We start from the raw sequence: 25,474 nt of genomic DNA, 5'->3' as shown, positions 1-25,474 counted from the left end.
TGCGCGGTCAGCTGGCCGTGCCACCGACGCGGCGCAGCAGCAGTTCCTGCAGATGGGCCCGGGCGGCGTCGTCACCGCCGGTACGCCGGGTCCAGGTCCCGTCGCCGGCCAGCTCGAACGCGTCCACTTCGGGGCTCATCGCGGCCGTGAGCACATGGTCCAACTCGGCGCGGGCGATCGGGTCACTCACCCGCACCAGCGCCTCCACCCGCCGGTCCAGGTTGCGGTGCATGAGGTCGGCCGAGCCCATCCAGAACTCGGCCTCACCGTTGTTGCCGAACCGGAAGACCCGGGAGTGTTCCAGGAACCGGCCGAGGATCGAGCGGACCCGGATGTTCTCCGACAACCCCGGCACCCCCGGGCGCAGCGTGCACATGCCCCGGATGAGCAGGTCGACGTGGACGCCGGCCTGGGACGCGCGGTACAGCGCGTCGGTCACCCCCTCGTCGACCAGGGAGTTGACCTTGAACTGGACCAGGCCGGGCATGCCCAGGCGGACGTGCGAGATTTCCCGCTCGATCCGCTCGATGAGGCCGCTGCGGATGCCCTGCGGGGCGACCAGCAACCGCCGGTACGCGGTCTGCCGGCTGTACCCGGTGAGCACGTTGAACAGGTCGGTGAGGTCGGCGCCGATCTCCGGGTCGGCGGTGAGCATGCCGAAGTCCTCGTACAGTCGGGCCGTCTTCGGGTGGTAGTTGCCGGTGCCGATGTGGCAGTAGCGACGGATCTGGTTGCCCTCCTGCCGGACCACCAGGGCGGTCTTGCAGTGCGTTTTCAAGCCGACCAGGCCGTACACCACGTGGCAGCCGGCGCGTTCCAGCGTGCGGGCCCAGCCGATGTTGGCCACCTCGTCGAAGCGGGCCTTCACCTCCACCAGCACCACCACCTGCTTGCCGGCGGCGGCCGCGTCGACGAGCGCGTCGACGATCGGGGAGTCGCCGCTGGTCCGGTAGAGGGTCTGTTTGATGGCCAGCACGTTCGGGTCGGCGGCGGCCTGCTCGATGAAGCGCTGCACGCTGGTGGCGAACGAGTGGTACGGGTGGTGCACCAGGATGTCCCCGTCGCGCAGTGTGGAGAAGACGCTGCGCGGCACCTCACCCTCGGCGAGCCGGGGATGGGTGGCCGGCACGAACGGCGGGTCCTTCAGGTCCGGCCGGTCCGCCTCGCCGTAGACCTGCCACAGCGCGGACAGGTCCAGCAGGCCGGGCACCCGCAGCACGTCCTGGTCGTCCATGTCCAGCTCGCGGACGAGCAGCTCCAACATGTGGTCGGAGATGGACGCGGCGACCTCCAGGCGGACCGGGGGACCGAACCGCCGACGGGCCAGCTCCCGCTCAAGGGCCTGGAGCAGATCCTCGTCGCGGTCCTCGTCGACCTCCACCTCGGCGTTGCGGGTGACCCGGAACAGGTGGCACTCGACCACCTGCATGCCGCTGAACAGCTGCCCCAGGTGCACCGAGATCAGGTCCTCCACCGGCAACATCCGGACGCCCGGCTGGTCCCGGTCCACCCGGACGAAGCGGGGGACGTTGTTGGGCACCTTCACCCGGGCGAACAGCTCCGAACCGCCGTCCGGGTCACGAACCGCCACCGCCAGGTTCAGCGACCGCCCCGAGATGTACGGGAACGGGTGCGCCGGGTCCACAGCGAGCGGGGTCAGCACCGGAAAGATGTGCTCCCGGAAGTAGGTGCGCAGCCGCTCCCGCTCGCCGTCACCCAGCTCGCCCCAGCGCAGTATGCGGATGCGTTCGTCGGCCAGCTTGGGCAGCACGTCGTCGACGAAGCAGGCGGCATGCCGGGCGCCCAGCGCGGCGGTCCGCTCGGCGATCAGCTCCAACTGCGTACGCAGGGGCAGCCGGTCCCCGCCGCGCACCGGCAGGCCGGCGGAGAGCCGCCGCTTCAGCCCGGCGATGCGCACCATGTAGAACTCGTCGAGATTGCTGGCGAAGATGGCCAGGAACTTGGCCCGCTCCAGCAGCGGGGTGCGCTGGTCCTCGGCCAGGGTGAGCACCCGGGCGTTGAAGTCGAGCCAGGACAGCTCCCGGTTGAGGAACCGGTCCTCGGGAAGCGGCGGGGCCGCCGAGGGCTCGTCGTCGTCCTGCGGTGCGGCACCGGTCGGCAGGTCGTCGGGCAGGACCTGGTGGACGTCACCGGCGGTCGGGCCGTCCGCTTCGATGCTCGGGGCGGGGTCGATGACCTCGTCCAGCCCGGAGGAGGCGGCACCGGGATCGTCGGCGAGCGTGTCGGCGCGGGCGGCACCGGCACGTTCGGCGCGGGACGGGCGGAAGCGCCCATCGGTGCCGCGGGTACGGGATCCGTTGCGGAGGTCGGTGGCGGGCGGGTGGGCCGGTTGCTCGCGAGGGGTGCTCACCCGCTCATAATCACCCGATTACGGTAAACGCAAAATGAACTTGGGCTCGCCAGGTCAGATCATCGTCGGCAATGTCACCCGGACAACCTCGCCGTCGGGATCGGTGTCGATGCGAACCCGCTGCCCGAGCCGGAGGAGCCGCAGCCCGGAGGCGTCGAAGGCCCGGGCGGGAAAGCGCATCTCGGTGCCGTCGTCGAGCAGCAGGACACCGCTGCGCGTCGCCGCGTCGTAGCTGGCCACCGTGCCCTGCATGCTGGCACCGTACACCCGGAGGTTCACCCGGTGGCGCGGGCTCAGCCCACCGGGCGGCTCAGCCTGCGGTGCGGGCGGGGCGACCGGCGGTCACCAGTGCGGCAGTGCGCGGCCCCAGCCCGAGCGCGGCGGCGGCGGTCAGGTCCGCGGCGGTGTCCACGTCCCGGCGCAGGCTGGGCCAGTCGCCGTCGAGCGGCAGCGCCCCGCTCGCCGCGTGCGCGACCGCCGAGCCCACCCCGAAACGCGGATCCAGCGGCACGCCCGGCCCGGCGGTGAGCAGCACAGTGCCCGTGCCGGGCGCGTCCGGCAGGAACCGGCGTACCCCCTGTCGACCGTTCTGCGCCGCGAGCAGCGCGCCGGCCAACTCGGCCGGGCGCAGCGCCGGCACATCCGCGGTGATCCCGGCCACCCACCCGGCGGCGGCAGTGGCCGCTCCGTGCCGGAACGCGGCGTTCAGACCGGCGTCCGGCTCGTCCGGCAGCACCCGCGCGCCGGCGGCCCGCGCCGCCGCCGCCACCCGGGCGTCGTCGGTCACCACCAGGGCCTCGGCGACCGCCGGGCAGGCCAGCACCGCGCGGAGCGTGTCGGCCGCCAGGGCCAGCGCCAACTCCTCATGGGGTACGCCGGGCAGCGCGCCCCGCAGCCGGCTCTTCGCCACGGCCAGCCGCTTCACCGGCACCACCACGGCCCACCTCGGCTGAGTCACGTCCGCAATCCTGCCAGCCGGACGGCGGGCCCCTCGCTGGCCGTACCGGGGGCGAGCAGGCATGATTTCCGCTGCGGGCGTCGCGGGCGGGATTTCGCGACGGGGTCGGGGCGCGAAGAGGAGGCACAGTGGCACGGCGGAGGCTGGGGTTCTGGCAACGGTTCGCCGTGTGGCTGGTGAAGCCGGTGATGACCGTCTGGACCCGGCGTACCTGGCGTGGTCAGGAGCATCTCCTCGGCGACGGCGGCATGATCATCGTGGCGAACCACATCTCCCACGCCGACCCGCTGGTGTCCGCGCACTTCATCTACGACGCCGGGCGCTGGCCGCAGTACCTGGGCAAGGCCAGCGTGTTCCGGGTGCCGGTGGTCGGCTGGATCCTGCACCGGTGCCGGCAGATCCCGGTCGAGCGGGGCAGCGCCGACGCCGTCCGCTCGCTGGACGCACTGGTCGCCGCGCTCGACGAGGGCGGCGCGGTCGTGATCTACCCTGAGGGCACCACCACGCGACAGCCGGAGCTCTGGCCGATGAAGGCCAAGACCGGTGCGGCCCGGCTGGCCCTGGCCACCGGCGCCCCGGTCGTACCGGTGGTGATGTGGGGGCCGGAACGGATCTTCGACCCGCGGACGACCCGTGTCAGCCTGCGCCCCCGGATCCCGGTGACCGTTGCCGCCGGGGAGCCGATCGACCTGAGCCGGTGGGCGGACGCCCAGCCGACCCGGGCCACCCTCGAGGAGATGACGGACACCATCATGTTGCGGCTGCGGGACATGCTCGCCGAGATCCGTGGCGGTACCCCGCCGCCACTGTGGGAGCGACCGGCCCGGTCCTCCGTCGGCCGCGAGCAGCGGGACGAAGCGGCATGAGCGAGCGAAGCGAGCGAATCGTCTGGCTCAGTAGCGGTGTCGCTCAGGCCGCCGCGAAGCGAAGCGGAGCGGTGGCATGAACGGTCACGTCGCGGTGCTCGGTGCCGGTTCCTGGGGCACCGCGTTCGCCAAGATCCTCGCGGACGCGGGGCGGGACGTGACGGTGTGGGCCCGCCGGGCGCCGGTCGCCGAGAGCATCCGGACCGAGCGCCGCAATCCCGAGTACCTGCCCGACCTGCTGCTCCCGGCCCGCGTCACCGCCACCGCCGACGCCGCCGAGGCGATCACCGGCGCCGAGGTGGTGGTGCTGGCAGTGCCGTCGCAGACCCTGCGCGGCAACCTCGCCGAATGGGCCGGGCACCTGCACCCGGATTCCACACTGGTGTCGCTGATGAAGGGCATCGAGCTGGGCACCACCAAGCGGATGAGCGAGGTCATCGTGGAGACCGCCGGGGTCGCCGCGGACCGGGTGGTCGTCGTGTCCGGCCCGAACCTGGCCCCGGAGATCGCCGCCGAGCAGCCCGCCGCGACAGTGGTCGCCGGGACGAACAGCGCCCGCGCCACGCTCGTCCAGTCGTCGATCCGGACGCCGTACCTGCGCCCCTACACCAACGACGACGTGATCGGCTGTGAGCTGGGCGGGGCGGTCAAGAACGTGATCGCCCTGTCGTACGGCATCGCCACCGCCATGGGTTTCGGCGACAACACCCGGGCCATGCTGATGACCCGTGGGCTGGCCGAGACGGCCCGACTGGGCGTGGCGCTCGGCGCGGACCCGATCACCTTCGCCGGCCTCGCCGGCATGGGCGACCTGGTGGCGTCCTGCTCGTCCCCGCTGGCCCGCAACCGCACCTTCGGGGAGCATCTGGGCCGGGGCGAGACGCTGGAGCAGGCCCAGACCGCCACCCGGCAGACCGCCGAGGGCGTGAAGAGCTGCCTGGCGATCCGCGACCTGGCCCGGGCGCACGGCGTGGAGATGCCGATCACCGAGCACGTCGAGCGGATCTGCCACGAGGGGATGGACCCGCGCCTCGCCGTGGAGACCCTGATGAGCCGCACCGCCAAACCCGAGTCGTACGAGTGAGGAACCCGATGAGCGAGTGGGGGGACGGCACCCGCTGCGTACGTGCTGGCCTGCCCGAGCCGGCGCCGGGGGACCCGTTCCTACCCGGGCCGGTCTTCGCCGCGCCGTACCACCTCGACCCGTTTGCGGGTCAGGGCACGTCACCGAACGGCTACGGTCGCCCCGACAACCCGACCCGCCGGCTGCTGGAGGCGGCGGTGGGCGAGCTGGAGGGCGGTGACTGTCGGGTCTTCGCGACCGGTCAGGCGGCCATCACCGGGCTGCTGCTCACAGTGCTGCGGCCGGGGGACACAGTGGTGCTCCCCAGCGACGGATACTTCCCGGTCCGGGCGTTCGCCACCGATGTGCTGGAGGCGATCGGCGTCCGGGTGCTGTTCGCGCCGACCGTCGGGCCGTACCCGTCGTTCGAGGGCGTCCGGCTGGTGCTGGTGGAGACGCCCGCCAACCCGGGCCTCGACGTGGTCGACGTGGCGGCCCTGGCCGAGCGGGCGCACGCCGCCGGCGCGCTGCTCGCGGTGGACAACACCACCGCCACCCCGCTCGGACAGCGTCCGCTGGATCTCGGTGCCGACCTGGTGGTCGCCTCCGGGACGAAGGCGCTCACCGGTCACTCCGACCTGCTGCTGGGCTACCTGGCCAGCCGGTCCACCGAGCTGATCGACGCGGTGACGACCTGGCGTACCACCACCGGGGCGGTTCCGGGCGCGTTCGACGCCTGGCTGGCCCATCGGTCACTTGCCACTCTCGACCTGCGGCTCGCGCGGCAGAGCGCGAACGCCGCAGCGGTCGTCGACCTGCTCGCCGGCCGGTCGGACGTGACCGGCCTGCGGTGGCCGGGGCGGCCGGACGACCCGGCGTACCCGGTGGCCTCGGCGCAGATGCGCCGGATACCGGGGGTGCTCTCGTTCGACCTGGGCGACGCCGACCGGGTGGGCCGATTCGTCGAGGCCGCCCGGCTGGTGGCGGCGGCGACCTCCTTCGGTGGCCTGCACACCACGGCGGACCGGCGGGCGCAGTGGGGCGACGACACCGCTCCCGGCTTCGTCCGGCTCTCCTGCGGCGCGGAGGACACCGCGGACCTGGTGGCCGACATCGCCGCCGCGTTGGATGTGGCGGGATCGGTCTGACGTCTCCCATGGCGCTCCCTTCCCCCACCGACCGGGCCGCCCTGGTGGGCCGGTTGCGGGCCGCCGGTTGCGTCTACGCCGAGGACGAGGCCGAGCTGCTGCTGGCCGCCGCGCGCAGCCCTGAGGCGTTGGCCGACCTGACCGACCGTCGGGTGGCGGGCGTTCCGTTGGAGTACCTGCTCGGCTGGGCGGAGTTCTGCGGCCTGCGGATAGCCGTCGACGAGGGCGTCTTCGTGCCCCGGGCCCGGACCGCCCTGCTGGTCGAGGTGGCGGCCGAACTGACCGGCGCTGCACCGGCCGTGGTCGACCTGTGCTGCGGCTCCGGGGCCACCACCGTCGCGCTGGCGCACCGGCTCGCACCGCGCTGGCTGGCCGCCGCCGACATCGATCCGGCGGCTGTGGCGTGTGCGCGCCGCAACGTCGTCGGTTTGGACGCCGAGGTGTACGAGGGCGACCTCTTCGCGCCGCTGCCCCGGCAGTGGCGGGGTCGGCTGGACCTGGTGGTCGCCAACGCCCCGTACGTGCCGACCGACGCGGTCGCGCTGATGCCGCCGGAGGCGCGGCTGCACGAGGCCCCGGTGGCGCTCGACGGCGGCCCGGACGGGCTCTCCGTGTTGCGCCGGGTCGGTGCCGACGCCGCCGGGTGGCTGACCCCCGGCGGCCACCTGGTGGTCGAAGCCGGCACCACCCAGGTCGACACACTCTGCGCCGCGTTCGAGGAAGCCGGCCTGGTGCCCACGGTGCACCACAACGAAGACCTGGACGCCACCGCGATAGCCGCCCGCCGCCCCTGACCCGGGTCGATCATGGAGTTGTGGTGCCCGATAAACGCCATGACGGGTGTTCCATCCCCCACCACAACTCCTTGATCGACGGTGGTGAGGCCGGTGCACGCCCGGCTGAGGCTGCTCGGGCCGCCCGGGCATGGCGGGGGAGAGGGGTTGGCACTAGCCTCGGCTCACACTCATGACGGCGGGAGGCGGTTTCGGTGGGCAGCGCAGGGGTGCCGGTGGTCGTCGGGCTGGACAACGGCGGCACCAGCAACAACGCCACAGTGCTGACGGTGGACGGCCGATTCCTGGTGGACGGGCTGTTGGAGATCCCCAGCGAGGTGCGGGCCGGGCCGGAGGCGGCGATCGAGGCGTTGGCCCAGGCGCTGGACGGCGCACTGGCGCAGACCGGCGTGCCGCGCGACCTGGTCCAGGCGGTCGGGCTGGACACTCCCGGCCCGGCCAGCGCCGAAGGCGTCATCTCGTCACGGGGCTCCACCAACTTCTCCCAGCCGGCCTGGCGTGGCTTCGACGTGCGAGGGGCGCTGGAGCGACGGCTCGGGCTGCCGGTGATCTATCACAACGACGGCAACGCGGCCGCGCTCTACGCCCACCACGTCTACTTCGGCGCCGACGCGATGAACCGCTCGTCGGTGTCCGCGATCGTCGGCACCGGCCTTGGCGGCGGTGTTGTCGAGAGCGGTCGGGTGATCGCCGGTGCGGCCGGGATGGCGGGGGAGTTGGGCCACGTGCACATCCCGCTGAGCGGGCTGCTCGGCCCGGGTCAGCCGGAGCCCACCTGCGCCTGTGGCTTCACCGGAGATGTCGAGAGCGTCGCCTCGCTGACCGGCATCGAACGCAATCTGCTGCCGTACTGGCTGACCCGGTACCCCGACCACCCGCTCGCGGCCGAGTCGGTGGCCCGGGCGGCGAAGCTGGTCCGGGGGTACGGCGAGCGCGAGGACGCCCTCGCGCGGGATCTCTTCACCCAGCAGGCGATGGCGCTGGGGCGGTTGTTCACCGTCGCCGCGAACTTCACCGACCCGCACGCGTACTTCGTCGGTGGCGGAGTGGTGGAGGCGGCACCGGAGTTCCGCGACTGGTTCCTGGCGACGGTCCGCGAGCACACGGTGCTCCGCGAGGAGCAGGCGGCGGTGGCCAGCTTCGCCCTGGTGCCGGATCGGGACATGGCCGGTGCCCGAGGCGTCGCGATCGCCGCGCTGGAGGCGTTACGCGCCGTTCCGGAGCCCCGCCCGCTGGTTGCCTGAGCCGGCGCGGGCCTCGGCCCGCACCGGCTCGGCACCTCTGGTCAGCGCTGGGGTGGCGCCTGGGCGAAGGCGGCCCACGCCGCCGTTGGGAACAGCAGGGCCGGGCCGGCCGGGTCCTTGGAGTCGCGCACGGCGACGAGCCGCGGGATCGCGGCCACCTCCACGCAGGCGCCTTCGTCGCCGCTGCGGCTGCTCTTGCGCCAGCGCGCCGCGGCCAAGGCCGCTGTGATCATCGGGGTCATCGGTCCTACCGTCCCTTCAGGACTGACAGGAGCATCTCGCGGCTGTCCGCCGGGCTGAGCGCCACGCTTCGGAGATGCTCCATGATCTTGGTGCAGGTACGCGTCTCGCCGGCGCGGTCGAGGATCATCTGACCCGCAACGGTCTCCACCGACGCGATGATCGGGTCCTCCGGGTCGGCGAACTCGAGGATGTGCAGGGAACCCCGGGTGCCCCGGTGGTAGCCGGCGGAGAGCGGGATCACCTGGACGCTGATGTTCGGCAGCTCGGCCATCTTGACCAGGTGCCGTAGTTGCCCGTTCATCACCGACTGGTCACCGACCGGCCGTAGCAGCGCGCCCTCGTCGATGATCGCGTCGAGGATGGGCGGCTGGTCGGCGGTGAGCCGCTGTTGTCGGTCGAGCCGGATCTTGACCCGCTGCTCCACCAGGTCGTCGCCGAGGGTGTGCGGCCCGCCGCGCATCACGCCACGGACGTAGTCAGCGGTCTGCAACAGGCCGGGCACCACCGAGGGCTCGAAGTTGGCGATCGCTGTCGCCTCGGCCTCCAGCGCGATGAAGTCGATGGTGCGCGGATCCAGCAGGTAGGAGTACGACACCCACCAGCCGGGCTTGCGGGCGTCCTTGGCGAGCTGCACCGCCGCGGCCACCTCCTCGGCACTCACCCCGTACGACGTGAGCAGGGCGCGCACGGTGGCCGGGCTGATCAGGGTCTGGGCGTTCTCGTAGCGGGAGAGGGTGCTGCGGGTGCTGTTGATCTCATCCGCCGCGGTCTCCAGCGTCAGCCCGGCGGCTTCCCGGTGGTGGCGCAGGGCGATGCCGAGCCGGCGGGCACGGGCGGTCTTCGGAGCCATGCATCGATGGTCGCATACATTTGCGGGAACGTCTGCATGAGAGAACGTCGATGGGAGTTGCATTCACGCCTATACACGTGTCAATCTGTAATCGCGTCCTCACCGCCGGTTGTCGTGGCGACGGTGGTGGTGAGCGACCGGAGGGGATGGGGCGCGCGGCGATCGGGTTTCTCCCCCGTACCCGATCGTCGCGTGCCGCCCCTCCACCCCCGGCCTGCCGGAAGGAGACGACGTGCGAACCCGCCCGGAGCCCCCCGCCGTACCCTCGGGCGGAGTGCGATGACGCGCTTCCTCGTGGTGCTCACCGACGTGCGCCCCGTCGAGGGCGTCCACCGCAACGAGCGGGTCGCGCCGGAACGGCGCCGGCAGGTCGTCGGCGCCAGCAGCCGGGAGGCCGCCGACCGCATCGCCGGAGCGTTCATGGCGCTGGGCATGGTGCGGGCCGGCCGGCAGCGGGTGAAGGTGATCGCGGTCGGCCGCCGGCACTCCCGGGACTGAGTAGCCCAGGTCAGCGGCTTGCGGCACCGCTACCGTCCGATTACGCACCGTATATCCTTTCCTGACTGTTTGCCGTGTCGTGCCGTGGCTCGCCGGGTATCGCCTCGCCCCGCGGCCACGCACAGTAAGGTCAACCGGGTGAGCGCCACCGGCGAGCACGACCAGCCGCAGTCGCGTACGAAGAGGTGACCGGAGTGACCACCCCAGGCAAGACCCGCGTGGCGATCGTCTTCGGCGGCCGCAGCCCGGAGCACGGCATCTCCTGCGTCAGCGCCGGCAGCGTGTTCGGCGCACTCGACCCGGACGAGTTCGAGGTGGTGCCGGTGGGCATCACCCGGGCCGGCCAGTGGGTGCTGACCAACGGAGACCCCGCCCAGCTCGCGATCAACGCCCGTCAGCTGCCGGAGATCACCGCCGACTCGGGTGACGACATCGTGCTGCGCGCCGACCCCACCGGCAACGGACTGATGGTGCTCGACCCGACCGAGGGCCCCCGGGCGCTGGCCGACGTGGACGTGGTCTTCCCGGTGCTGCACGGCACCTACGGTGAGGACGGCACCATCCAGGGAATGCTGGAGATGGCCGGCATCCCCTACGTCGGGGCGAACGTGTTCGCCTCCGCGGCCGCCATGGACAAGGAGTTCACCAAGAAGCTCTGTGCCGTCGAGGGCATCCCGGTCGGCACGTACGCCGTGCTGCGCAACGGCATGACGCTCAGCGAGCAGGACAAGGAGCGGCTCGGCCTGCCGGTCTTCGTCAAGCCGTCCCGGGCCGGGTCGTCGTTCGGCGTCAGCAAGGTCACCGACTGGGCCGAGCTGGACGCGGCGGTCGCCGCCGCCCGGCAGTTCGACCCGAAGGTCATCATCGAGGCCGCGATCGTCGGCCGCGAGATCGAGTGCGGTGTGCTGGAGGGCGAGGCGGGCGGCACGCCCGAGGCGTCAGTGCTGGCCGAGGTGCGGGTCGTCGCCGACCACGACTTCTACGACTTCGAGGCGAAGTACCTCGACGACTCCTGCGAGTACGACATCCCGGCCAACCTGCCGGAGAAGGTGACCCGCCAGGTGCAGGAGTACGCGATCCGCGCGTTCACCGCACTGGACTGCGCCGGCCTGGCCCGGGCCGACTTCTTCGTCACTCCCGAGCTGGACGTCTACCTCAACGAGATCAACACGATGCCCGGCTTCACCCCGACGTCGATGTTCCCGCGGATGTGGGCGGCCTCCGGCCTGGAGTACCCGAAGCTGGTCAACCGGCTGATCCGTACCGCCCAGCGGCGCGGCGTCGGCCTGCACTGAACCGTCCGAACCCCGCCCGCGCCGGTCAGCCGGCGCGGGCGGAGTCGGTTCGAGTTCAGCGCTGGCAGCCGGACGGGATCGCCCCGCCGGAGGGCACGCTCGCCACGATCGTGCTGGAGATCGTCGGCAACCACTGCAACGGCTGCTCGTACGAGCGCGGGACGCGCACGGTGATCAGCGTCTCCCGGTCGACGGTGGAGAGGACCGCCGCGTCGGCCTGCTCGGCCAGGTGCCAGCAGACCCGGTTGACCGTCCAGACCTCGTCGGTGCTGGGGAAGGCCGGCTCGGTGCCACCACAGGCCACCGTGAGCGCGGGGTCGCCGTAGGCGGCGTTCTGCTCCGGGCCGGCGGTGACCGGCCGCTGGGCCAGGTCGCGGATGCTCGCCGGAAGCTGGGAGAGCAGGGCCCGACAGACAGTGGCCGGCCGGGCGGCCAGCGCCGGGGCGGCCATCTCCACCGGGGTGGTGGACTGCACCCGGGCGGTCGTCGCGGAGGGCGTCGGCGCGGCGGCCGGCGCGTCCGGGCTGAGCTTGCTGAAGGCCAGCACGGCCACCAGCAGCGTGATCGGCAGCGCGATCAACGTGGCCAGCAGGGCCGCGCCACGCATGGTCCGATCGCGGCCGGCCGGCGCGGCGGCGGCCGGATCGGTCGACTCACGGTTACCGTCAGCCGGCTCGGACGTCCCGCCGGCCGCGTCGCGCACCCCGTCGTCGTCCAGAGCCGAGGAGGAGGTCGTCATCTCGTCCACTTACAGCCGCACCACCGAACACGTGAGGGTGCGAGTGATGCCGGGCACCATCTGCACCTTGCTGACGATGAGTTTGCCGAGCTCATCGACGGTGTTCGCCTCGGTGAGGACGACCACGTCGTACGGCCCGGTGACGGCGTCGACGCGTACCACGCCGGGGATGTCCGCGATGAGACCCGCCACGTCACGTGCGCGGCCGACCTCGGTCTGGATGAGGATGTACGCCTGTACCACGACTCGACCTCCGTCCGTCGCCGCCCGGGAGCGGCCCGAAGGGTGAAAGTACCTTACGGACCAGGTCTGATCCCTATCGGTGGTCAAGGAGCAGCGGTGAGCGAGCACGGCGGAGCCGGGCAGCACGGGCGGAACGCCCGCGGTGGCGTCGGCGTGTCCGGGATCGGGGAGTTCGGGCTGATCGGGAAGATCACTGCCCGGCTGTCGTACGGGCCGACGACACTGCTCGGCCCCGGCGACGACGCGGCGGTGGTGGCCGCGCCCGACGGTCGGGTGGCGGCCTCCACCGACGTGCTTGTCGACGGGCGGCACTTCCGACGGGACTGGTCATCGGCCCGCGACGTCGGGCATCGGGCGGCAGCGGCCAACCTGGCGGACATCGCGGCGATGGGTGCCACGCCGACCGCCCTGCTGGTTGCGCTCTGCATGCCGGCGGACCTGGACACCGCCTGGGCGGAGGAGTTGGCCGACGGGCTCTCCGCGGAGGCGGCGACGGTCGGCGCGAGCGTGGTCGGCGGGGACATGTCGGCCAGTCCCACCCTGACCGTCGCGGTCACCGCGCTGGGCGACCTGGCGGGCCGTCCGCCAGTGCTGCGCTCGGGCGCCCGACCGGGGGACGTGCTCGCTCTGGCCGGGCGCACCGGGTTCGCGGCAGCCGGGCTGACCGTGCTGACCCGGGGCTTCCGTACCCCTCGGCTGTTGGTTGAGGCGTACCGGCGCCCGCAGGTGCCCTACCAGGCCGGCCCGCAGGCCGCCCAGCTCGGCGCCACCTCCATGATCGACGTGTCGGACGGGCTCCTCGCCGACCTCGGGCACGTCTCGGCGGCCAGCGGGGTGGCGATCGACGTACGCCGCGACGGGTTCGAGGTGCCCCGGCAGATGGCCGACGCGGCGCAGGCACTCGGCGTCGACCCGTACACCTGGATCCTCGCCGGTGGCGACGATCACGCGCTGGCCGCGACCTTCCCCCCGGCGGTGGTGCTGCCGCCGGGCTGGCGACCGATCGGTCTGGTCACCGACGGTGCCGGCGTGACTGTCGACGGCGTCGCCTACGACGGCCCGGCCGGCTGGGACCACTTCCGATGAGGCCCGCGCCCGGCCGTACCCTGGATACCGTGAGTGAGATCGAGATTCGGGTGGTGCGGTTCGACGCACCGGTGGCGCAGGACCTGATCCACGCCGCACTGGCCGACCTCGGTGCCCGCTACGGCGGCACCGGCGACGACACCCCCGTGGACGCGGCCGAGTTCGAGCCGCCCGACGGCGCGTTCCTGGTGGCCTACCTGGCCGGCGAGCCGGTCGGCTGCGGTGGCTGGCGCAGCCACGGGGCGGACACCGCGGAGCTGAAGCGGATGTACACGGCCCCGGCGGCACGGGGGCGGGGGGTGGCCCGCGCGGTGCTGGCGGCCGTCGAGCGCTCCGCCCGTGAGCACTGCCGCAAGCGGGTGGTCCTGGAGTGCGGCGACAAGCAGCCCGAGGCGATCGCCATGTACGGCTCCGCCGGGTACGAGCGGATCCCCAACTTCGGCTTCTACAAGGACGCGGAGGGCTGCGTCTCCTTCGGCCGCACCCTCTGACCTGCGCGCCGGGCCCGCCGGGTCCGGCCTGGCCGATGTGCCGGGCCCCGGCGGGCCGGTGTGCGGCGTCTGCCCGGGAACACGACAGAGCCGGCGGACCCTCGGGGTCCGCCGGCTGAGCCGAACGAAAAGGTGGGTGCTACCGCGTCAGGCGCGGGTGACCTTGCCGGCCTTGATGCACGAGGTGCAGACCTTCAACTTCTTGGTGTTGCCGCCACCGGCCGGGGTACGCACCGACTGGATGTTCGGGTTCCAGCGGCGGTTGGTCCGCCGGTGCGAGTGGGACACGTTGTGGCCGAAGCCCGGTCCCTTGCCACAGACGTCGCACACGCTAGCCACGGGATACTCCTGGGATTGATACGTTCATGAGGTCGCCGGCAGGTGCTGCCCGGGCAACCTGGTCAGGTTACCCGATGACTCGCCGACCCGGCCAACCGGCCCGGTCCGGCGCTCGCCCGTGCCCCGGCTCATGCCTGGTCGTGGGCCCGTCCGCCCAACGGTGGGCCGGCCCGGCGGCAAGGGTACCGGAGACGCTCGCCCGCGCCGCGGCCAGCGCCGGCCCGGGCCGGCGGGGACACGCCGGACGAGTCCGACGGGCGTCGGTGCGCGCCAGTAGGCTTCTGCCCGTGCTGGACACCCTCGACGCCGCCGCGGTCCGCCGCTGGTGCGCGAGCGGGCTGGCCGCACTGAAGCGCCACCAGGGCGAGATAGACCAGCTCAACGTCTACCCGGTGCCCGACGGCGACACCGGCACCAACCTGGTGCTCACCCTCACCTCGGCGCAGCAGGCCCTCGCCATGGATCTGGACACTCTCCCCGACAGCGGGCCGACTGCCCACGGGCACGCGCTGCGGCTGATGGCCCAGGGCGCGCTGCTCGGCGCGCGGGGCAACTCCGGGGTGATCCTCTCGCAGATCCTGCGTGGCTTCGCCGACCAGGTCGCCGGGGTGCCGGCGGTGCGTGGCCGGGAGTTGGCCGCCGCGCTGCGCTCCGGCACCACCGCCGCGTACACAGCGGTGTCCCAGCCGGTCGAGGGCACAGTGCTCACAGTGGTCGCGGCGGCCGCCGCCGCAGCCGAGGGCGCGGCCAGCGACGACCTGCCGACGGTGGCCGGCGTCGCCGCCCGGGCGGCGGCCGAGGCGCTCGCCCGCACCCCGGAACAGCTACCGGCGCTGGCCCGCGCGGGCGTGGTCGACGCCGGTGGCCGAGGGCTCTGCGTGCTGCTCGACGCCCTGGTCGAGGTGCTGACCGGGGAGCGCACGGCCCGGCCCGCGCCGACGCCGCGCTCCGCCCGCCCGGCGGCCACCGTCGCCCGCGAGACCGGTTCGGATGAATACGCGTACGAGGTGCAGTTCCTGCTCGACGCCCCGGCCGAGGCGGTCGCCGGGTTGCGGCGGGCGCTCGACGTCCTGGGCGATTCGCTGGTCGTCGTCGGCGACGGGCGTGAGCCGGAAGGCACCTGGAACGTGCACGTGCACGTCAACGACGTGGGCGCGGCGGTCGAGGCCGGTGTCGCCGCCGGCCGCCCGTACCGCATCTCGGTGACCCGTTTCGCCGACCAGTCGGAGTCGCCCTCCGGCCCGGTGGTGGCCGGCCGGGCCGCGGTGGTGGTGGCCACCGGCGGCGGCATCGCCGACCTTTTCGCCGCGGAGGGCGCCACGGTCGTGCCGGGCAACCCGTCCACGGGCGAGCTGCTGGACGCCGTCCGCAGCACCGGCGCGGCCCGGGTGGTGGTGCTGCCCAACGACGCCAACACCGAGGCGGTGGCGAGCGCGGCCGCCCGCGAGGCCCATCGGTACGGCATCAAGGTGAGCGTGGTGCCGACCCGCTCGCCGGTGCAGGCCCTCGCAGCCCTCGCGGTCCGCGACGGTGACCGCCGTTTCGAGGACGACGTCATCGCGATGGCCGAGGCGGCTGGTGCCTGCCGGTACGCCGAGGTCTGCCATGCCAGCCGGGAGGCGCTGACAGTGGCCGGCCCGTGCCGTCCCGGTGACGTGCTGGCGCTGGTGGAGGGGGAGGTGCACCTGATCGGCACCGACCTCACCGACACCTGCGCGGCAGTGGTCGACCGGATGCTCGGTGGTGGCGGCGAAATGGTCACCCTGCTGGCCGGGGTGGACGCCCCGGCCGGGCTCACCGACGCCGTCCGCGCGCACGTCGCGCGGCGCTGGCCGTTCGTCGAGGTGCACGCGTACCCGGGCGGCCAGCCGTTTTATCCGCTCCTGGTAGGGATCGAATGAGCGAACCAGCCACTGTGGACACTCCGCTGAAGAAGCTGGTCGGGGACAAGACAGCCAAGGCGTTGGCCTCGCACCTCGACCTGCACACAGCGGGTGACCTGGTCTACCACTTTCCGCGTCGCTACGACGAGCGTGGCGAACACACCGACATCCGCTCACTGGACGTCGGTGAGCAGGTCACCGTGTTGGCCCAGGTGCAGCGCACTGCGGTGCGCCCGATGCGTCAGCGGCGGGGCAACCTGCTGGAGGTGACCGTCGGCGACGGCTCCGGCGGGGTGCTGACGTTGACCTTCTTCGGCAACCAGGCGTGGCGCGAGCGCGAGCTGCGCCCGGGCCGGTGGGGTCTGTTCGCCGGCAAGGTCACCGAGTTCCGGGGCAAACGGCAGCTCAACGGCCCGGAGTACGTCCTGCTCGGCGAGGGTGGCGAGGGCGAGGCGGCGGTCAGCGACGACATCGAGGAGTTCGCCGGTGCGCTGATCCCGGTCTACCCGGCCGCCGCGGCCGTGCCGACCTGGGTGATCGCGCGCTGCGTGCGCGTCGTACTGGACACCTTCACCCCGCCGGACGATCCACTGCCGAGCGCCGTGCGGGCCAGCCGCAAGCTGGTCGGGCTGGGCGCGGCGCTGACCGAGATCCACCGGCCGTCCAGCAAGGAGGCGCTGCACCAGGCGCGGCGGCGCCTCAAGTGGGACGAGGCCTTCGCCGTCCAGGTGACCCTGGTGCAGCGCAAGCACCGGGCAGCCGACTGGCCGGCCCGCCCCCGGCCGGCGCGCCCGGGCGGGCTGTTGGAGGCCTTCGACGCCCGACTTCCGTACGAGCTGACGGCCGGTCAGCGGGAGGTGGGTGTGGAGGTCGCGGCGGACCTGGCCACCCCGCACCCCATGCACCGTCTCTTGCAGGGCGAGGTGGGCTCGGGCAAGACGGTGGTGGCGCTGCGGGCGATGCTCCAGGTGGTCGACGCGGGCGGGCAGGCCGCGCTGCTGGCGCCCACCGAGGTGCTGGCCGCCCAGCACCACCGCGGCATGCTCGACCTGCTCGGGCCGCTCGGGCGGGCCGGTGAGCTGGGCTCCGCCGAGCACGCCACCCGGGTCGAGCTGGTCACCGGCTCGCTGGGCGCGGCGGCCCGCCGCCGGGCGCTCGGCGAGGTGGCCAGCGGCGCCGCCGGCATCGTGCTCGGCACCCACGCCCTGCTGTACGAGGGGGTCGACTTCGCCGACCTCGGCCTGGTGGTGGTCGACGAGCAGCACCGCTTCGGCGTGGAGCAGCGCGACGCCCTGCGGGCCAAGGCCGATCAGCCGCCGCACGTGCTGGTGATGACGGCCACCCCGATCCCGCGCACGGTGGCGATGACCGTCTACGGCGACCTGGAGGTCTCCACGCTCTCCCAGTTGCCCCGGGGGCGGTCGCCGATCGCCTCGCACGTGGTGCCGGCCGCCGAGAAGCCGGCCTATCTGGACCGGGCCTGGCGTCGGCTGCGCGAGGAGGTGACCGCCGGCCACCAGGCGTACGTGGTGTGCCCGCGGATCGGTGACGGGCCGACCAGCGACGAGGAACCGCCACCCGAGGACGACAACGGGCGGCGGCCGCCGCTGGCGGTGACCGAGGTGGCTCCGCTGCTGGCCGATGGGCCGCTGCACGGCCTGCGGATCGGGGTGCTGCACGGTCGCCTGCCGGCCGACGAGAAGGACGCGGTGATGCGTTCCTTCGCGGCCGGTGACCTGGACGTGCTGGTGGCGACGACGGTGATCGAGGTCGGCGTGGACGTGCCGAACGCCACAGTGATGATCGTGCTGGACGCCGACCGGTTCGGCGTCTCCCAGCTGCACCAGTTGCGGGGCCGGGTCGGCCGGGGCGCCGCCGCCGGGCTGTGCCTGCTGGTCAGCGAGGCGGCCGAGGGTTCGTCGGCGCGGGAACGGTTGGACGCGGTGGCGTCCACGAGCGACGGTTTCAAGCTCGCCGAACTGGATCTGGAGCAACGCCGCGAGGGCGACGTGCTGGGTGCCACCCAGTCCGGGCACCGCTCGCACCTGCGGTTGCTGTCCCTGCGACGCGACGCGGACCTGATCCGCGACGCCCGCGCCGAGGCGATCACCCTGATCGAGGACGACCCGGAGCTGGCCCGCAGCCCGGCACTGGCCGCCTCGGTGGCCGCACTGGTGGACGAGGACCGCGCGGAGTACCTGGAAAAGGGCTGACCACGTAGGCCGTCACGCCTCGCTCGCCTAGCCCGGTGATCCACTCGGCTTTCTGGAAACCGGGGTATCCCGCCGACGCGGATACCCCGGTTTCAAGGATGTCGAGTCGATCACGCAGGCCATCACATGGTTGAGGGCGCGCCGACCGGGTGGTCGACGCGCCCTCAACTGTCAGAGCCTGTTGGTTCAGGCGGTGAAGCGAACCCGACGACGACGGGCCACCACGAACAGGGCGGCACCGGCGGCCAGCAGCACCACGGCGCCGGCGATGATGCCGCCGGTGGCAGCACCGGTCAGCGGCAGAGCCGGCTCGTCCTTACCGCCGCCCTGACCCGGGGCGCACTCGGCCGGCTGCTCCCAGGCGATCGGCGCGGTGTCGTCGAGGCCCTCGGCGGCCGGCGTGACGACCAGACCCTCGAACGCGTCGAAGGAGACGGAACCGGTGTCGCCCGGCTTCACGACCAGCGTCTTCACCTCGCCCTTGTTCGGGGTCAGGGTGAGCGTGACGGTCTCACCGTCGGCGGGGTTCTCGATCGTGAAGGTGAGCTTGTCGCAGGTCGACTCGACCGAGCCCACCGGCTCCGCCGGAGCCGGGGTAGCAGTCGGGGTCGGGCTCTGCGTCGGAGACTGGCTCGGCGACGGAGAGACGACAGTGGGGGTCGGGGTGGGGGTCGCCGTCGGAGTGGCGGTCGGCGTCGGGCTGCTCGGCGAGGGCGTGGCCTCTGCCGCGCAGGTGCCCTTCGCCTCGGCGGCCACGGTCCGCTCCTCGGTCACGATCCGTTCGGGGCGCACCCACCGCGCCTCGACGGTCAGCTCGATCGTCGGCCGCTTCTGGTCGAAGCGGTGGGCCTGGGTGCCGGTGAGGAAACCCTGGCCCTTCGCCGGGAGAGTGGCGTCCTTCGCCAGGCCGCCGGTGAAGTCGCCCGGGACGGTCGACTTCAGCGTGGTGATGGTCGCGTCGATGTTCTCGCTGTTGCCGACCGTCCAGGTCACCTTGACCTGGCCGTCGGAGGTCAGGCAGTAGGTGCCGGAGGGCTCGGGGTGGTGGGCACTCGCGGGGCTCGCGAGGACGCCGACGCCGGCGAGGCCGATCAACGCGCCAGCGGCGATGGCCGCGACGCGCCGGAACGGAGACTTGGGAGGGTTCACGCCTGCTCCTGGTGAGGGGGTACGGATCGCGTGGCGGGAGGCCGGGAGACATCGTGACCGGGGGGTCACCTGCTCACCGGGGCGTCGCGCGACGCGGTGGTGTTCCCGCAGCGAAAGCGGGGACAGGGGGAGACTGTACTGATGGGTGGTTAATGAGGGGAGTTCAGATCATTGCCATCCGGCAATGTAGTCGATTCGTGATCTTTGATATACCGAAGGTGTCGGTCCGGTCACTGGGGACGGTCCCGGCCGCCGTGGCTCCACGGTGGATGCCGCGCCGTCGGGGCTGCTCAGGTGCTCCGCGTCGTCGCCGGCCCGGCCAACTCCTCGGATCCGCGCCGTGCTGACCGGGTCCGCGCCGCATCGCGTAGCGTCGCGGGCATGAGCAGGAGGAAACGGTGACCCGGATCGTGGCCGGGACGCTCGGTGGCCGGCGGATCGCCGCGCCGCCCGGCGCCGGCACCCGACCCACCTCGGACCGGGTACGGGAGGCGCTGTTCAGTGCCGTCCAGGCCGAGGTCGATCTCGACGGCGCCCGCTTCGCCGACCTGTACGCCGGCTCCGGCGCGGTCGGCCTGGAGGCGCTCTCCCGGGGTGCCCGGCACGTGTTACTTGTCGAGTCCGACCCGCGGGCGGCTCGGGTGATCCGGGAGAACGTGGCGGCCCTCCGTGCCGGTCCGGCGGCCCGTCTGGTCACCGGCAAGGTGGCGACGGTGCTGGCCGCCGGCCCGGACGGTGAGCCGTACGACGTTGTCTTCGCCGACCCGCCGTACGCGGTGCCGGACGAGGAGATCACCGCGCTGTTGGCCGCGCTGGTCGGCGGCGGCTGGCTGGCGCCCGACGCGTTGGTGGTGGTGGAGCGGTCCCGCCGCACCAGGGAGTTCGACTGGGTGGAAGGGATCACCGCCGAGCGCAGTCGCCGTTACGGCGAGACCACCCTTTGGTACGGTCGCCGATCATGAGACGTGCGGTGTGCCCCGGTTCGTTCGACCCGGTCACCAACGGACACCTCGACATCATCGGGAGGGCCAGTCGGCTCTTCGATGAGGTGATCGTCGGTGTGCTGGTGAATCAGTCGAAGAGTGGCCTGTTCACCGTCGAGGAGCGCATCGAGATGCTCCGCGAGGTGACCTCGTCGTACGGCAACGTGCGGGTCGAGTCGTTCCGGGGGCTGCTGGTGGACTTCTGCCGGGCCCAGCAGGCCAGTGTGCTGATCAAGGGTCTGCGGGCGGTCAGCGACTTCGACTACGAGTTGCAGATGGCCCAGATGAACATCGGTCTGGCCGGCGTCGAGACGCTCTTCATGCCGACCAACCCGCTCTACTCGTTCCTCTCGTCGAGCCTGGTCAAGGACGTGGCCAAGTGGGGTGGCGACATCTCCGCCCACGTCCCCGACCCGGTCCGCGAAGCCCTCCAGGCCCGTCTGGGCCCCCGCCGCTGAGCGGACCCTGACTTTCCTTCACCCTCGCGATCGTGCACTTACGGTGCCCGCATCGCCCCTTTCGGCGTGGTTTGACGCAACCGAAGGTGCACGATCGGCGCCATGCGAGCCGGGGGTGACTATGTCGCGACTCGCCGGGTTGGGGTGAGTGGGGCGACGGTGGGGCCGGCACGACATGATTGGTGGCGCGGGGAACGGCCGTAGCCCGCATCATGGAGGTCGGCCGACGAACGACAGGAGTGAGGTAGCCGGTGGACCCGCTCGATCGCATCGACGAACTGATCGCCATCCTGGAGCAGGCCCGCTCCGTCCCGATGTCGCGCAACAACTGCATGGTCGACCGGGGTGAGATGATTGCTGCCCTCGATGAGATGCGTGCCGATCTCCCCGCCGACCTGCGTCGCGCCGCCGCGCTCCTGGAGGAGCGCGACAAGATCATGGAAGCCGGCAAGCGCGAGGCGGACCGGATCATCAGCGAGGGTGAGGCAGAACACGCCCGCCTGGTCTCGGTGAACGAGATCACCGTGTCGGCCGAGCACGAGGGCGCCCGGATCATCGGCGAGGCCCGCGCCGAGGCGCAGCGCCTGCGTGAGGAGGTCGACGACTACGTCGACACCGCGCTGGCCAACTTCGAGCAGTTCCTCACCCGGGCGCTGGCCTCGATAGAGCGCGGCCGGGACAAGATGCACGCGCTGCGAGAGATCGGCACCTTCGCTGGGGATGAGGCGGAACGCCCGCTACCCTTCTGAGCGGCACCTCACCAGCCGACTTCTCAGGCGGGCGTCGCCCCCGGTTCGACGGTCCGGCGGTCGTCCAGGTAACCTTTTTTGTCGGCCTCTCACCGGCCGGAGTCTAACTATGCCCAAGCACTCGCCATCGACACTCAACCCCAGGGCGCCGCTGGTCCTCGACACGAGGGACCTGCCGCGTCGCCCTGGCGCGTTGCGTGAGGTCCAGCGGGTCGTGCCGGCACCGGCGGACCTCGGTGTGGAGTTGATCGGCGTGCCGGAGGGCGCTGACCTCGACCTCGATCTGAGGTTGCAGTCGGTATCCGAGGGCGTGCTCGTCTCCGGGACCATCACCGGTCCCGTCCGGGGCGAGTGCGGCCGTTGCCTGCGCGAGATCAACGACTCGATGGGCGTGACGATCCAGGAGCTGTACGCGTACGAGGACAGCACCACGGACGCCACGACCGACGAGGACGAGGTGGGCCGGATGCAGGGCGATCTGATCGACCTGGAGCCGGCGCTGCGGGACGCGTTGGTGCTCACGCTGCCGACCAACCCGCTCTGCCGGGAGGACTGCCCAGGACTGTGCCCCGAATGCGGGGCGCACTGGGACGATCTGCCGGCCGACCACAGTCACCAGCAGATCGACCCGCGTTGGGCGGGCCTGTCGCAACTGACCGTTACAGAGGAGTAAGAACCGTGGCCGTCCCGAAGCGCAAGATGTCGCGCAGCAACACCCGGTCCCGCCGGGCGAACTGGAAGGCGACAGTGGTCGCGACCGTTGCGTGCCCGCAGTGCAAGTCCCCGAAGCTGCCGCACGCCGCCTGCTCCGTCTGCGGCACCTACAACGGCCGCCAGGTTCTCGAGGTCTGACCTGGACGCCGAGTGACGCCCCCGACCCCAGGTCGGGCGGCGCGCGCATCCTGGCATTCGCCCGGTGCCCCGGCTCCCTCCGACGCCGGCCGGCCCAATCCGGCCGGCGTTCCGGTGGAGCCGGGCGCCGCGCGGATCGCCGTTGACCTCCTCGGCGGGGACGACGCTCCCGCCGTCGTGGTTGACGGCGCTCTGCGGGCCATGCGCGCCGACCCTGACCTGCATCTGCTTCTCGTCGGTCCGACCGAGGTCGCCGACGAGCTGATTGCTGCCCTCGATCCGGCGCAACGCGCCCGGATCACTGTGCGGCCCGTCCGCGATGTCGTCGGCATGGCCGACCATCCCAGCGCCGCCCGCTCCGAGAGCACCGTCCGGGCCGCGGTCACCGCCGTCCGGGACGGGACCGCCGACGCCCTGGTCTCCGCCGGCGCCACCGGCGCCACCGTCACCGCGGCCGTACTCGGCCTCGGCCGTTCGCCGGAGATCCGCCAACCCGCGCTGGCCGCCACCCTGCCCGCCGTGGCGGGGCCGGTGGTGTTGCTCGACGTCGGCGGCTCTCTGGAACCCCGCCCGGCCACCCTCGCCCGCCACGCCGTGCTCGGCGCCGCGTACGCGGCGGTGGCCCACTCGATCGCCGCGCCCCGGGTCGGGCTGCTCTCGGTCGGCACCGAGGCCGGCAAGGGCGACCGGGTCCGCCGCGCCACCGACCCCCTGCTCGCCGTCGAACCGCTGCCCGGCGGGGCGCGCTACGTCGGCCTGGTCGAGGGGTACGACGTGGCCCTCGGCGCGCGCGCCGATGTGGTCGTCACCGACGGCTTCACCGGTAACGTGCTGCTCAAGGCAATTGAGGGCGCGTACGCGATGGCCGGCGGCCCACCTGCCCAGGGCGGCGCGCCCCGCGCGGCGGCCCTGCTGGGCGTCGCGGGGACGGTGGTCGTCTGTCACGGGTCCGCCCGCGCCGACGACGTCGCCTCCGGCATAGCTCTCGCCGCCCACCTGTGGCGGCGGCGCGCCACCGATCTGGTTTCCGCGTTGCTCGACCGCGACGCCGCGACGGGTCGCACCGACCGCTCCACCGACACCGAGGTACGCACATGAGCAACGACAAGCGGCGGCGGGCGTCCGTCGGTCATCTGGAAGCCGCCTTCGGAGTGAGCCTGGAACCCGAGCTTCTCCAGCGCGCGTTGACCCACCGGTCGTACGCGTACGAGAACGGCGGTCTGCCGACCAACGAGCGGCTGGAGTTCCTCGGCGACTCGGTGCTCGGCGTGGTGATCACCACGGCGCTGTTCCACAACCACCCGGATCTGCCCGAGGGGCAGTTGGCCAAGCTGCGGGCCAGCGTGGTCAACATGCGGGCGCTCGCCGACGTGGCCCGCGGTCTGGGCCCGGACGGGCTCGGCGCGTACCTGCTGCTCGGCAAGGGTGAGGAGACGACCGGTGGCCGGGACAAGGCGAGCATCCTCGCCGACACTCTGGAGGCGCTGCTCGGCGCGATCTACCTCCAGTACGGCCTGGACACCACGGGGATCGTCATCCACCGGCTCTTCGACCCGCTGATGGCAGAGTCGGCCGGTCGCGGGGCCGCACTGGACTGGAAGACCAGCCTCCAGGAGTTGACGGCGGCGCTCGGTCTCGGCGTTCCGGAGTACCGGATCGAGGGCACCGGCCCGGATCACCTCAAGACGTTCACCGCTTGGGTGGTGGTGGCCGGCAACCGGTACGGCGGCGCCGAGGGGCGCAGCAAGAAGGAGGCCGAGCAGCGGGCCGCCGAGGCCGCCTGGCGGACGCTCGCCGAGCAGAACGGTCAGAACGGCGACGACGGCAAGGATGGTCGGACCGACGACAACAGCCGGGATGGTCGGGCCGGCGACGATCGTCAGGGCCAGCCGATCGGTCGGGACGACTCGGTCGACCGGGACGAGCCGTTCGGGCCGCTGGAGCGCGCCGAGCGGGCGGCCCAGGCCGAGCAGGCCGACCACCTGGCGCAGGCGCTGCCGGCCGGGGGCGCGGACGGTCACGAGACGGGTCGGTCGCGTGCCTGAGTTGCCCGAGGTGGAGACCGTCCGGCAGGGGGTGGCCCAGTGGGTCGTCGGCCGTCGGATCGCCTCGGTCGAGGTTCGTCATCCGCGTGCGGTCCGCCGGCACGCTCCCGGCGACGTGCACTTCGCCGACGTGCTCGCCGGCCGGACGGTGCTGGACGCCCGCCGTCGCGGCAAGTACCTGTGGCTGCCACTGGACAGCGGTGACGCGATCGTCGGGCACCTCGGCATGTCGGGTCAGCTGCTGCTCCAGCCGCCCGGCACGACGGACGAGACCCACCTTCGGGTCCGGTTCCGGTTCAGCGACGACGGCCCGGAGCTGCGCTTCGTCGACCAGCGCACGTTCGGCGGGCTCTCGGTGAGCGAGGGTGGCGCCGAGTTGCCCGACGAGATCGCGCACATCGCCCGCGACCCGATGGACCCGGAGTTCTCCGACGAGGCGTTCGTCGCGGCGCTGCGCCGCCGGCACACCGAGGTGAAGCGGGCGCTGCTCGACCAGACCCTGATCTCCGGAGTGGGCAACATCTACGCCGACGAGGCGCTCTGGCGCGCCAAGCTGCACGGCGGCCGACCCACCGACGCGTTGACCGGCCCGGCCGCGCAGCGCCTGCTCGGCCACGTCCGCGACGTGCTGGCCGAGGCGATCAGCGAGGGCGGCACCAGCTTCGACGCCCTCTACGTGAACGTCAACGGCGAGAGTGGCTACTTCGACCGGGCGCTCAACGCCTACGGCCGCGAGGGTGAGCCGTGCCGTCGGTGTGGCGCACCGATCCGCCGCGAGGCGTTCATGAACCGGTCCTCGTACAGCTGCCCGCACTGTCAGCCACGGCCCCGGGGTTCCCTTCGGGGATGACCCGGAGCCGGCTCGGGGCGACGCCGGCGGGTCGCGGCCTGTCGCTCCGGGATGGACCCCGGTG

The 25,474-nt window shown here is 72.6% G+C and carries 27 protein-coding genes and 1 pseudogene; 19 read left to right on the top strand and 9 right to left on the bottom strand.

What is annotated here, in order from left to right:
- Positions 1 to 7: 7 nt before the first annotated feature.
- From OG598_RS20235 to cofC, 3 genes are all read right to left on the bottom strand, one after another.
- Positions 8 to 2,134 (bottom strand): RNA degradosome polyphosphate kinase, encoded by a 2,127-nt coding sequence (locus tag OG598_RS20235; RefSeq protein ID WP_442931520.1) that lies wholly within the window; start codon positions 2,132 to 2,134, stop codon positions 8 to 10.
- Positions 2,135 to 2,425: 291 nt separating this feature from the next.
- A complete protein-coding gene (locus OG598_RS20230; RefSeq protein WP_030335323.1) occupies positions 2,426 to 2,623 on the bottom strand; it encodes a cold-shock protein in 198 nt (65 codons plus the stop codon).
- 58 nt (positions 2,624 to 2,681) lie between these two features.
- Entirely contained in the window at positions 2,682 to 3,329 is a 648-nt protein-coding gene (gene cofC, locus OG598_RS20225; protein WP_328650595.1) for a 2-phospho-L-lactate guanylyltransferase, read from the bottom strand.
- A gap of 128 nt (positions 3,330 to 3,457) precedes the next feature.
- On the opposite strand from cofC, the gene OG598_RS20220 reads away from it, so the two are divergent.
- From OG598_RS20220 to OG598_RS20200, 5 genes are all read left to right on the top strand, one after another.
- A complete protein-coding gene (locus tag OG598_RS20220; protein ID WP_328650594.1) occupies positions 3,458 to 4,195 on the top strand; it encodes a lysophospholipid acyltransferase family protein in 738 nt (245 codons plus the stop codon).
- A gap of 76 nt (positions 4,196 to 4,271) precedes the next feature.
- Positions 4,272 to 5,279 carry an NAD(P)H-dependent glycerol-3-phosphate dehydrogenase gene (locus tag OG598_RS20215; RefSeq protein ID WP_328650593.1) on the top strand — a complete coding sequence of 336 codons (1,008 nt, stop codon included), beginning with the start codon at positions 4,272 to 4,274 and terminating at the stop codon, positions 5,277 to 5,279.
- A gap of 8 nt (positions 5,280 to 5,287) precedes the next feature.
- Complete coding sequence (locus OG598_RS20210; protein WP_328650592.1) at positions 5,288 to 6,406, top strand: cystathionine gamma-lyase; 1,119 nt, start codon at positions 5,288 to 5,290, stop codon at positions 6,404 to 6,406.
- A gap of 8 nt (positions 6,407 to 6,414) precedes the next feature.
- Positions 6,415 to 7,200, top strand: coding sequence for a putative protein N(5)-glutamine methyltransferase (locus tag OG598_RS20205; protein WP_328650591.1), 786 nt, complete (start codon positions 6,415 to 6,417; stop codon positions 7,198 to 7,200).
- Positions 7,201 to 7,394: 194 nt separating this feature from the next.
- Positions 7,395 to 8,444, top strand: a complete 1,050-nt coding sequence (locus OG598_RS20200) for an ROK family protein (protein ID WP_328650590.1) — start codon at positions 7,395 to 7,397, stop codon at positions 8,442 to 8,444.
- Between the two features lie 41 nt (positions 8,445 to 8,485).
- On the opposite strand, the gene OG598_RS20195 is transcribed toward OG598_RS20200, so the two are convergent.
- Complete coding sequence (locus OG598_RS20195; protein WP_112582016.1) at positions 8,486 to 8,686, bottom strand: DUF397 domain-containing protein; 201 nt, start codon at positions 8,684 to 8,686, stop codon at positions 8,486 to 8,488.
- Between the two features lie 5 nt (positions 8,687 to 8,691).
- Entirely contained in the window at positions 8,692 to 9,537 is an 846-nt protein-coding gene (locus tag OG598_RS20190; RefSeq protein WP_328650589.1) for a helix-turn-helix domain-containing protein, read from the bottom strand.
- A 279-nt stretch (positions 9,538 to 9,816) separates the two neighbouring features.
- On the opposite strand from OG598_RS20190, the gene OG598_RS20185 reads away from it, so the two are divergent.
- Both OG598_RS20185 and OG598_RS20180 read left to right on the top strand, forming a co-directional pair.
- The gene (locus OG598_RS20185) at positions 9,817 to 10,035 is read left to right on the top strand and encodes a hypothetical protein (protein ID WP_238657534.1); all 219 of its coding nucleotides are present in this window, start codon (positions 9,817 to 9,819) and stop codon (positions 10,033 to 10,035) included.
- A gap of 194 nt (positions 10,036 to 10,229) precedes the next feature.
- Positions 10,230 to 11,330, top strand: a complete 1,101-nt coding sequence (locus tag OG598_RS20180; RefSeq protein WP_328650588.1) for a D-alanine--D-alanine ligase family protein — start codon at positions 10,230 to 10,232, stop codon at positions 11,328 to 11,330.
- 55 nt (positions 11,331 to 11,385) lie between these two features.
- Here the strand turns inward: OG598_RS20180 and OG598_RS20175 are convergent, their stop codons facing one another.
- Both OG598_RS20175 and OG598_RS20170 read right to left on the bottom strand, forming a co-directional pair.
- Positions 11,386 to 12,069 (bottom strand): DUF3515 family protein, encoded by a 684-nt coding sequence (locus OG598_RS20175; RefSeq protein WP_328650587.1) that lies wholly within the window; start codon positions 12,067 to 12,069, stop codon positions 11,386 to 11,388.
- A 9-nt stretch (positions 12,070 to 12,078) separates the two neighbouring features.
- Positions 12,079 to 12,312 carry an Lrp/AsnC ligand binding domain-containing protein gene (locus tag OG598_RS20170; protein ID WP_030487446.1) on the bottom strand — a complete coding sequence of 78 codons (234 nt, stop codon included), beginning with the start codon at positions 12,310 to 12,312 and terminating at the stop codon, positions 12,079 to 12,081.
- Between the two features lie 96 nt (positions 12,313 to 12,408).
- Between OG598_RS20170 and OG598_RS20165 the strand changes: the two genes are divergently transcribed.
- On the top strand, positions 12,409 to 13,398 hold the full coding sequence (locus OG598_RS20165) for a thiamine-phosphate kinase (RefSeq protein ID WP_328650586.1): 990 nt from the start codon (positions 12,409 to 12,411) through the stop codon (positions 13,396 to 13,398).
- The gene (locus tag OG598_RS20160; protein ID WP_442931329.1) at positions 13,395 to 13,889 is read left to right on the top strand and encodes a GNAT family N-acetyltransferase; all 495 of its coding nucleotides are present in this window, start codon (positions 13,395 to 13,397) and stop codon (positions 13,887 to 13,889) included. The genes OG598_RS20165 and OG598_RS20160 overlap by 4 nt, the downstream gene beginning before the upstream one ends.
- A 147-nt stretch (positions 13,890 to 14,036) precedes the next feature.
- Here OG598_RS20160 and rpmB read toward each other — a convergent pair whose 3' ends face one another.
- Positions 14,037 to 14,228 (bottom strand): 50S ribosomal protein L28, encoded by a 192-nt coding sequence (rpmB, locus tag OG598_RS20155; protein ID WP_011905179.1) that lies wholly within the window; start codon positions 14,226 to 14,228, stop codon positions 14,037 to 14,039.
- 287 nt (positions 14,229 to 14,515) lie between these two features.
- Between rpmB and OG598_RS20150 the strand changes: the two genes are divergently transcribed.
- Positions 14,516 to 16,129, top strand: coding sequence for a DAK2 domain-containing protein (locus tag OG598_RS20150; RefSeq protein ID WP_328650584.1), 1,614 nt, complete (start codon positions 14,516 to 14,518; stop codon positions 16,127 to 16,129).
- A complete protein-coding gene (recG, locus tag OG598_RS20145) occupies positions 16,126 to 18,324 on the top strand; it encodes an ATP-dependent DNA helicase RecG (RefSeq protein WP_328650583.1) in 2,199 nt (732 codons plus the stop codon). Before OG598_RS20150 ends, recG begins: the two co-directional genes overlap by 4 nt.
- Positions 18,325 to 18,510: 186 nt before the next feature.
- On the opposite strand, the gene OG598_RS20140 is transcribed toward recG, so the two are convergent.
- Positions 18,511 to 19,473: an LPXTG cell wall anchor domain-containing protein gene (locus OG598_RS20140; RefSeq protein ID WP_328650582.1), complete on the bottom strand. Its 963-nt coding sequence runs from the start codon at positions 19,471 to 19,473 to the stop codon at positions 18,511 to 18,513.
- Between the two features lie 398 nt (positions 19,474 to 19,871).
- On the opposite strand from OG598_RS20140, the gene rsmD reads away from it, so the two are divergent.
- The 8 genes and pseudogenes from rsmD (at position 19,872) to mutM (ending at position 25,410) form a co-directional block, all read left to right on the top strand.
- Positions 19,872 to 20,435 carry a 16S rRNA (guanine(966)-N(2))-methyltransferase RsmD gene (gene rsmD / locus OG598_RS20135; protein ID WP_328650581.1) on the top strand — a complete coding sequence of 188 codons (564 nt, stop codon included), beginning with the start codon at positions 19,872 to 19,874 and terminating at the stop codon, positions 20,433 to 20,435.
- Complete coding sequence (coaD, locus tag OG598_RS20130) at positions 20,432 to 20,914, top strand: pantetheine-phosphate adenylyltransferase (RefSeq protein WP_030335289.1); 483 nt, start codon at positions 20,432 to 20,434, stop codon at positions 20,912 to 20,914. The genes rsmD and coaD overlap by 4 nt, the downstream gene beginning before the upstream one ends.
- A 251-nt stretch (positions 20,915 to 21,165) precedes the next feature.
- Positions 21,166 to 21,663, top strand: a complete 498-nt coding sequence (locus tag OG598_RS20125) for a hypothetical protein (RefSeq protein ID WP_030335287.1) — start codon at positions 21,166 to 21,168, stop codon at positions 21,661 to 21,663.
- A gap of 109 nt (positions 21,664 to 21,772) precedes the next feature.
- On the top strand, positions 21,773 to 22,336 hold the full coding sequence (locus OG598_RS20120) for a YceD family protein (RefSeq protein ID WP_238684615.1): 564 nt from the start codon (positions 21,773 to 21,775) through the stop codon (positions 22,334 to 22,336).
- Between the two features lie 5 nt (positions 22,337 to 22,341).
- A complete protein-coding gene (rpmF, locus tag OG598_RS20115; protein WP_030335284.1) occupies positions 22,342 to 22,515 on the top strand; it encodes a 50S ribosomal protein L32 in 174 nt (57 codons plus the stop codon).
- 114 nt (positions 22,516 to 22,629) lie between these two features.
- The gene (locus tag OG598_RS20110; RefSeq protein ID WP_112678695.1) at positions 22,630 to 23,613 is read left to right on the top strand and encodes a phosphate acyltransferase; all 984 of its coding nucleotides are present in this window, start codon (positions 22,630 to 22,632) and stop codon (positions 23,611 to 23,613) included.
- Positions 23,610 to 24,326 (top strand): annotated as a pseudogene (gene rnc, locus OG598_RS20105) (ribonuclease III); the annotation flags it as partial. The gene OG598_RS20110 and the pseudogene rnc, both read left to right, overlap by 4 nt.
- 226 nt (positions 24,327 to 24,552) lie before the next feature.
- Entirely contained in the window at positions 24,553 to 25,410 is an 858-nt protein-coding gene (gene mutM / locus OG598_RS20100; protein ID WP_112582008.1) for a bifunctional DNA-formamidopyrimidine glycosylase/DNA-(apurinic or apyrimidinic site) lyase, read from the top strand.
- Positions 25,411 to 25,474 lie beyond the last annotated feature (64 nt).

Origin of the sequence: Micromonospora sp. NBC_00330 (assembly GCF_036136635.1) — a bacterium.
Taxonomy (GTDB): Bacteria; Actinomycetota; Actinomycetes; order Mycobacteriales; family Micromonosporaceae; genus Micromonospora; species Micromonospora salmantinae.
The sequence above is the reverse complement of the archived record's forward strand: the minus strand, read 5'-3'. Positions and strand labels throughout refer to the sequence as shown.

Bases quoted from the DNA above. Each gene is read 5' to 3' on its own strand.
- OG598_RS20175 (WP_328650587.1), bottom strand. From the start codon at position 12,069: ATGACGACCTCCTCCTCGGCTCTGGACGACGACGGGGTGCGCGACGCG.
- OG598_RS20160 (WP_442931329.1), top strand. From the start codon at position 13,395: ATGAGGCCCGCGCCCGGCCGTACCCTGGATACCGTGAGTGAGATCGAG.
- recG (WP_328650583.1), top strand. From the start codon at position 16,126: ATGAGCGAACCAGCCACTGTGGACACTCCGCTGAAGAAGCTGGTCGGG.
- OG598_RS20195 (WP_112582016.1), bottom strand. From the start codon at position 8,686: ATGACCCCGATGATCACAGCGGCCTTGGCCGCGGCGCGCTGGCGCAAG.
- OG598_RS20230 (WP_030335323.1), bottom strand. From the start codon at position 2,623: ATGCAGGGCACGGTGGCCAGCTACGACGCGGCGACGCGCAGCGGTGTC.
- OG598_RS20205 (WP_328650591.1), top strand. From the start codon at position 6,415: ATGGCGCTCCCTTCCCCCACCGACCGGGCCGCCCTGGTGGGCCGGTTG.
- OG598_RS20185 (WP_238657534.1), top strand. From the start codon at position 9,817: ATGACGCGCTTCCTCGTGGTGCTCACCGACGTGCGCCCCGTCGAGGGC.
- OG598_RS20190 (WP_328650589.1), bottom strand. From the start codon at position 9,537: ATGGCTCCGAAGACCGCCCGTGCCCGCCGGCTCGGCATCGCCCTGCGC.
- OG598_RS20120 (WP_238684615.1), top strand. From the start codon at position 21,773: ATGCCCAAGCACTCGCCATCGACACTCAACCCCAGGGCGCCGCTGGTC.
- OG598_RS20215 (WP_328650593.1), top strand. From the start codon at position 4,272: ATGAACGGTCACGTCGCGGTGCTCGGTGCCGGTTCCTGGGGCACCGCG.
- coaD (WP_030335289.1), top strand. From the start codon at position 20,432: ATGAGACGTGCGGTGTGCCCCGGTTCGTTCGACCCGGTCACCAACGGA.
- OG598_RS20210 (WP_328650592.1), top strand. From the start codon at position 5,288: ATGAGCGAGTGGGGGGACGGCACCCGCTGCGTACGTGCTGGCCTGCCC.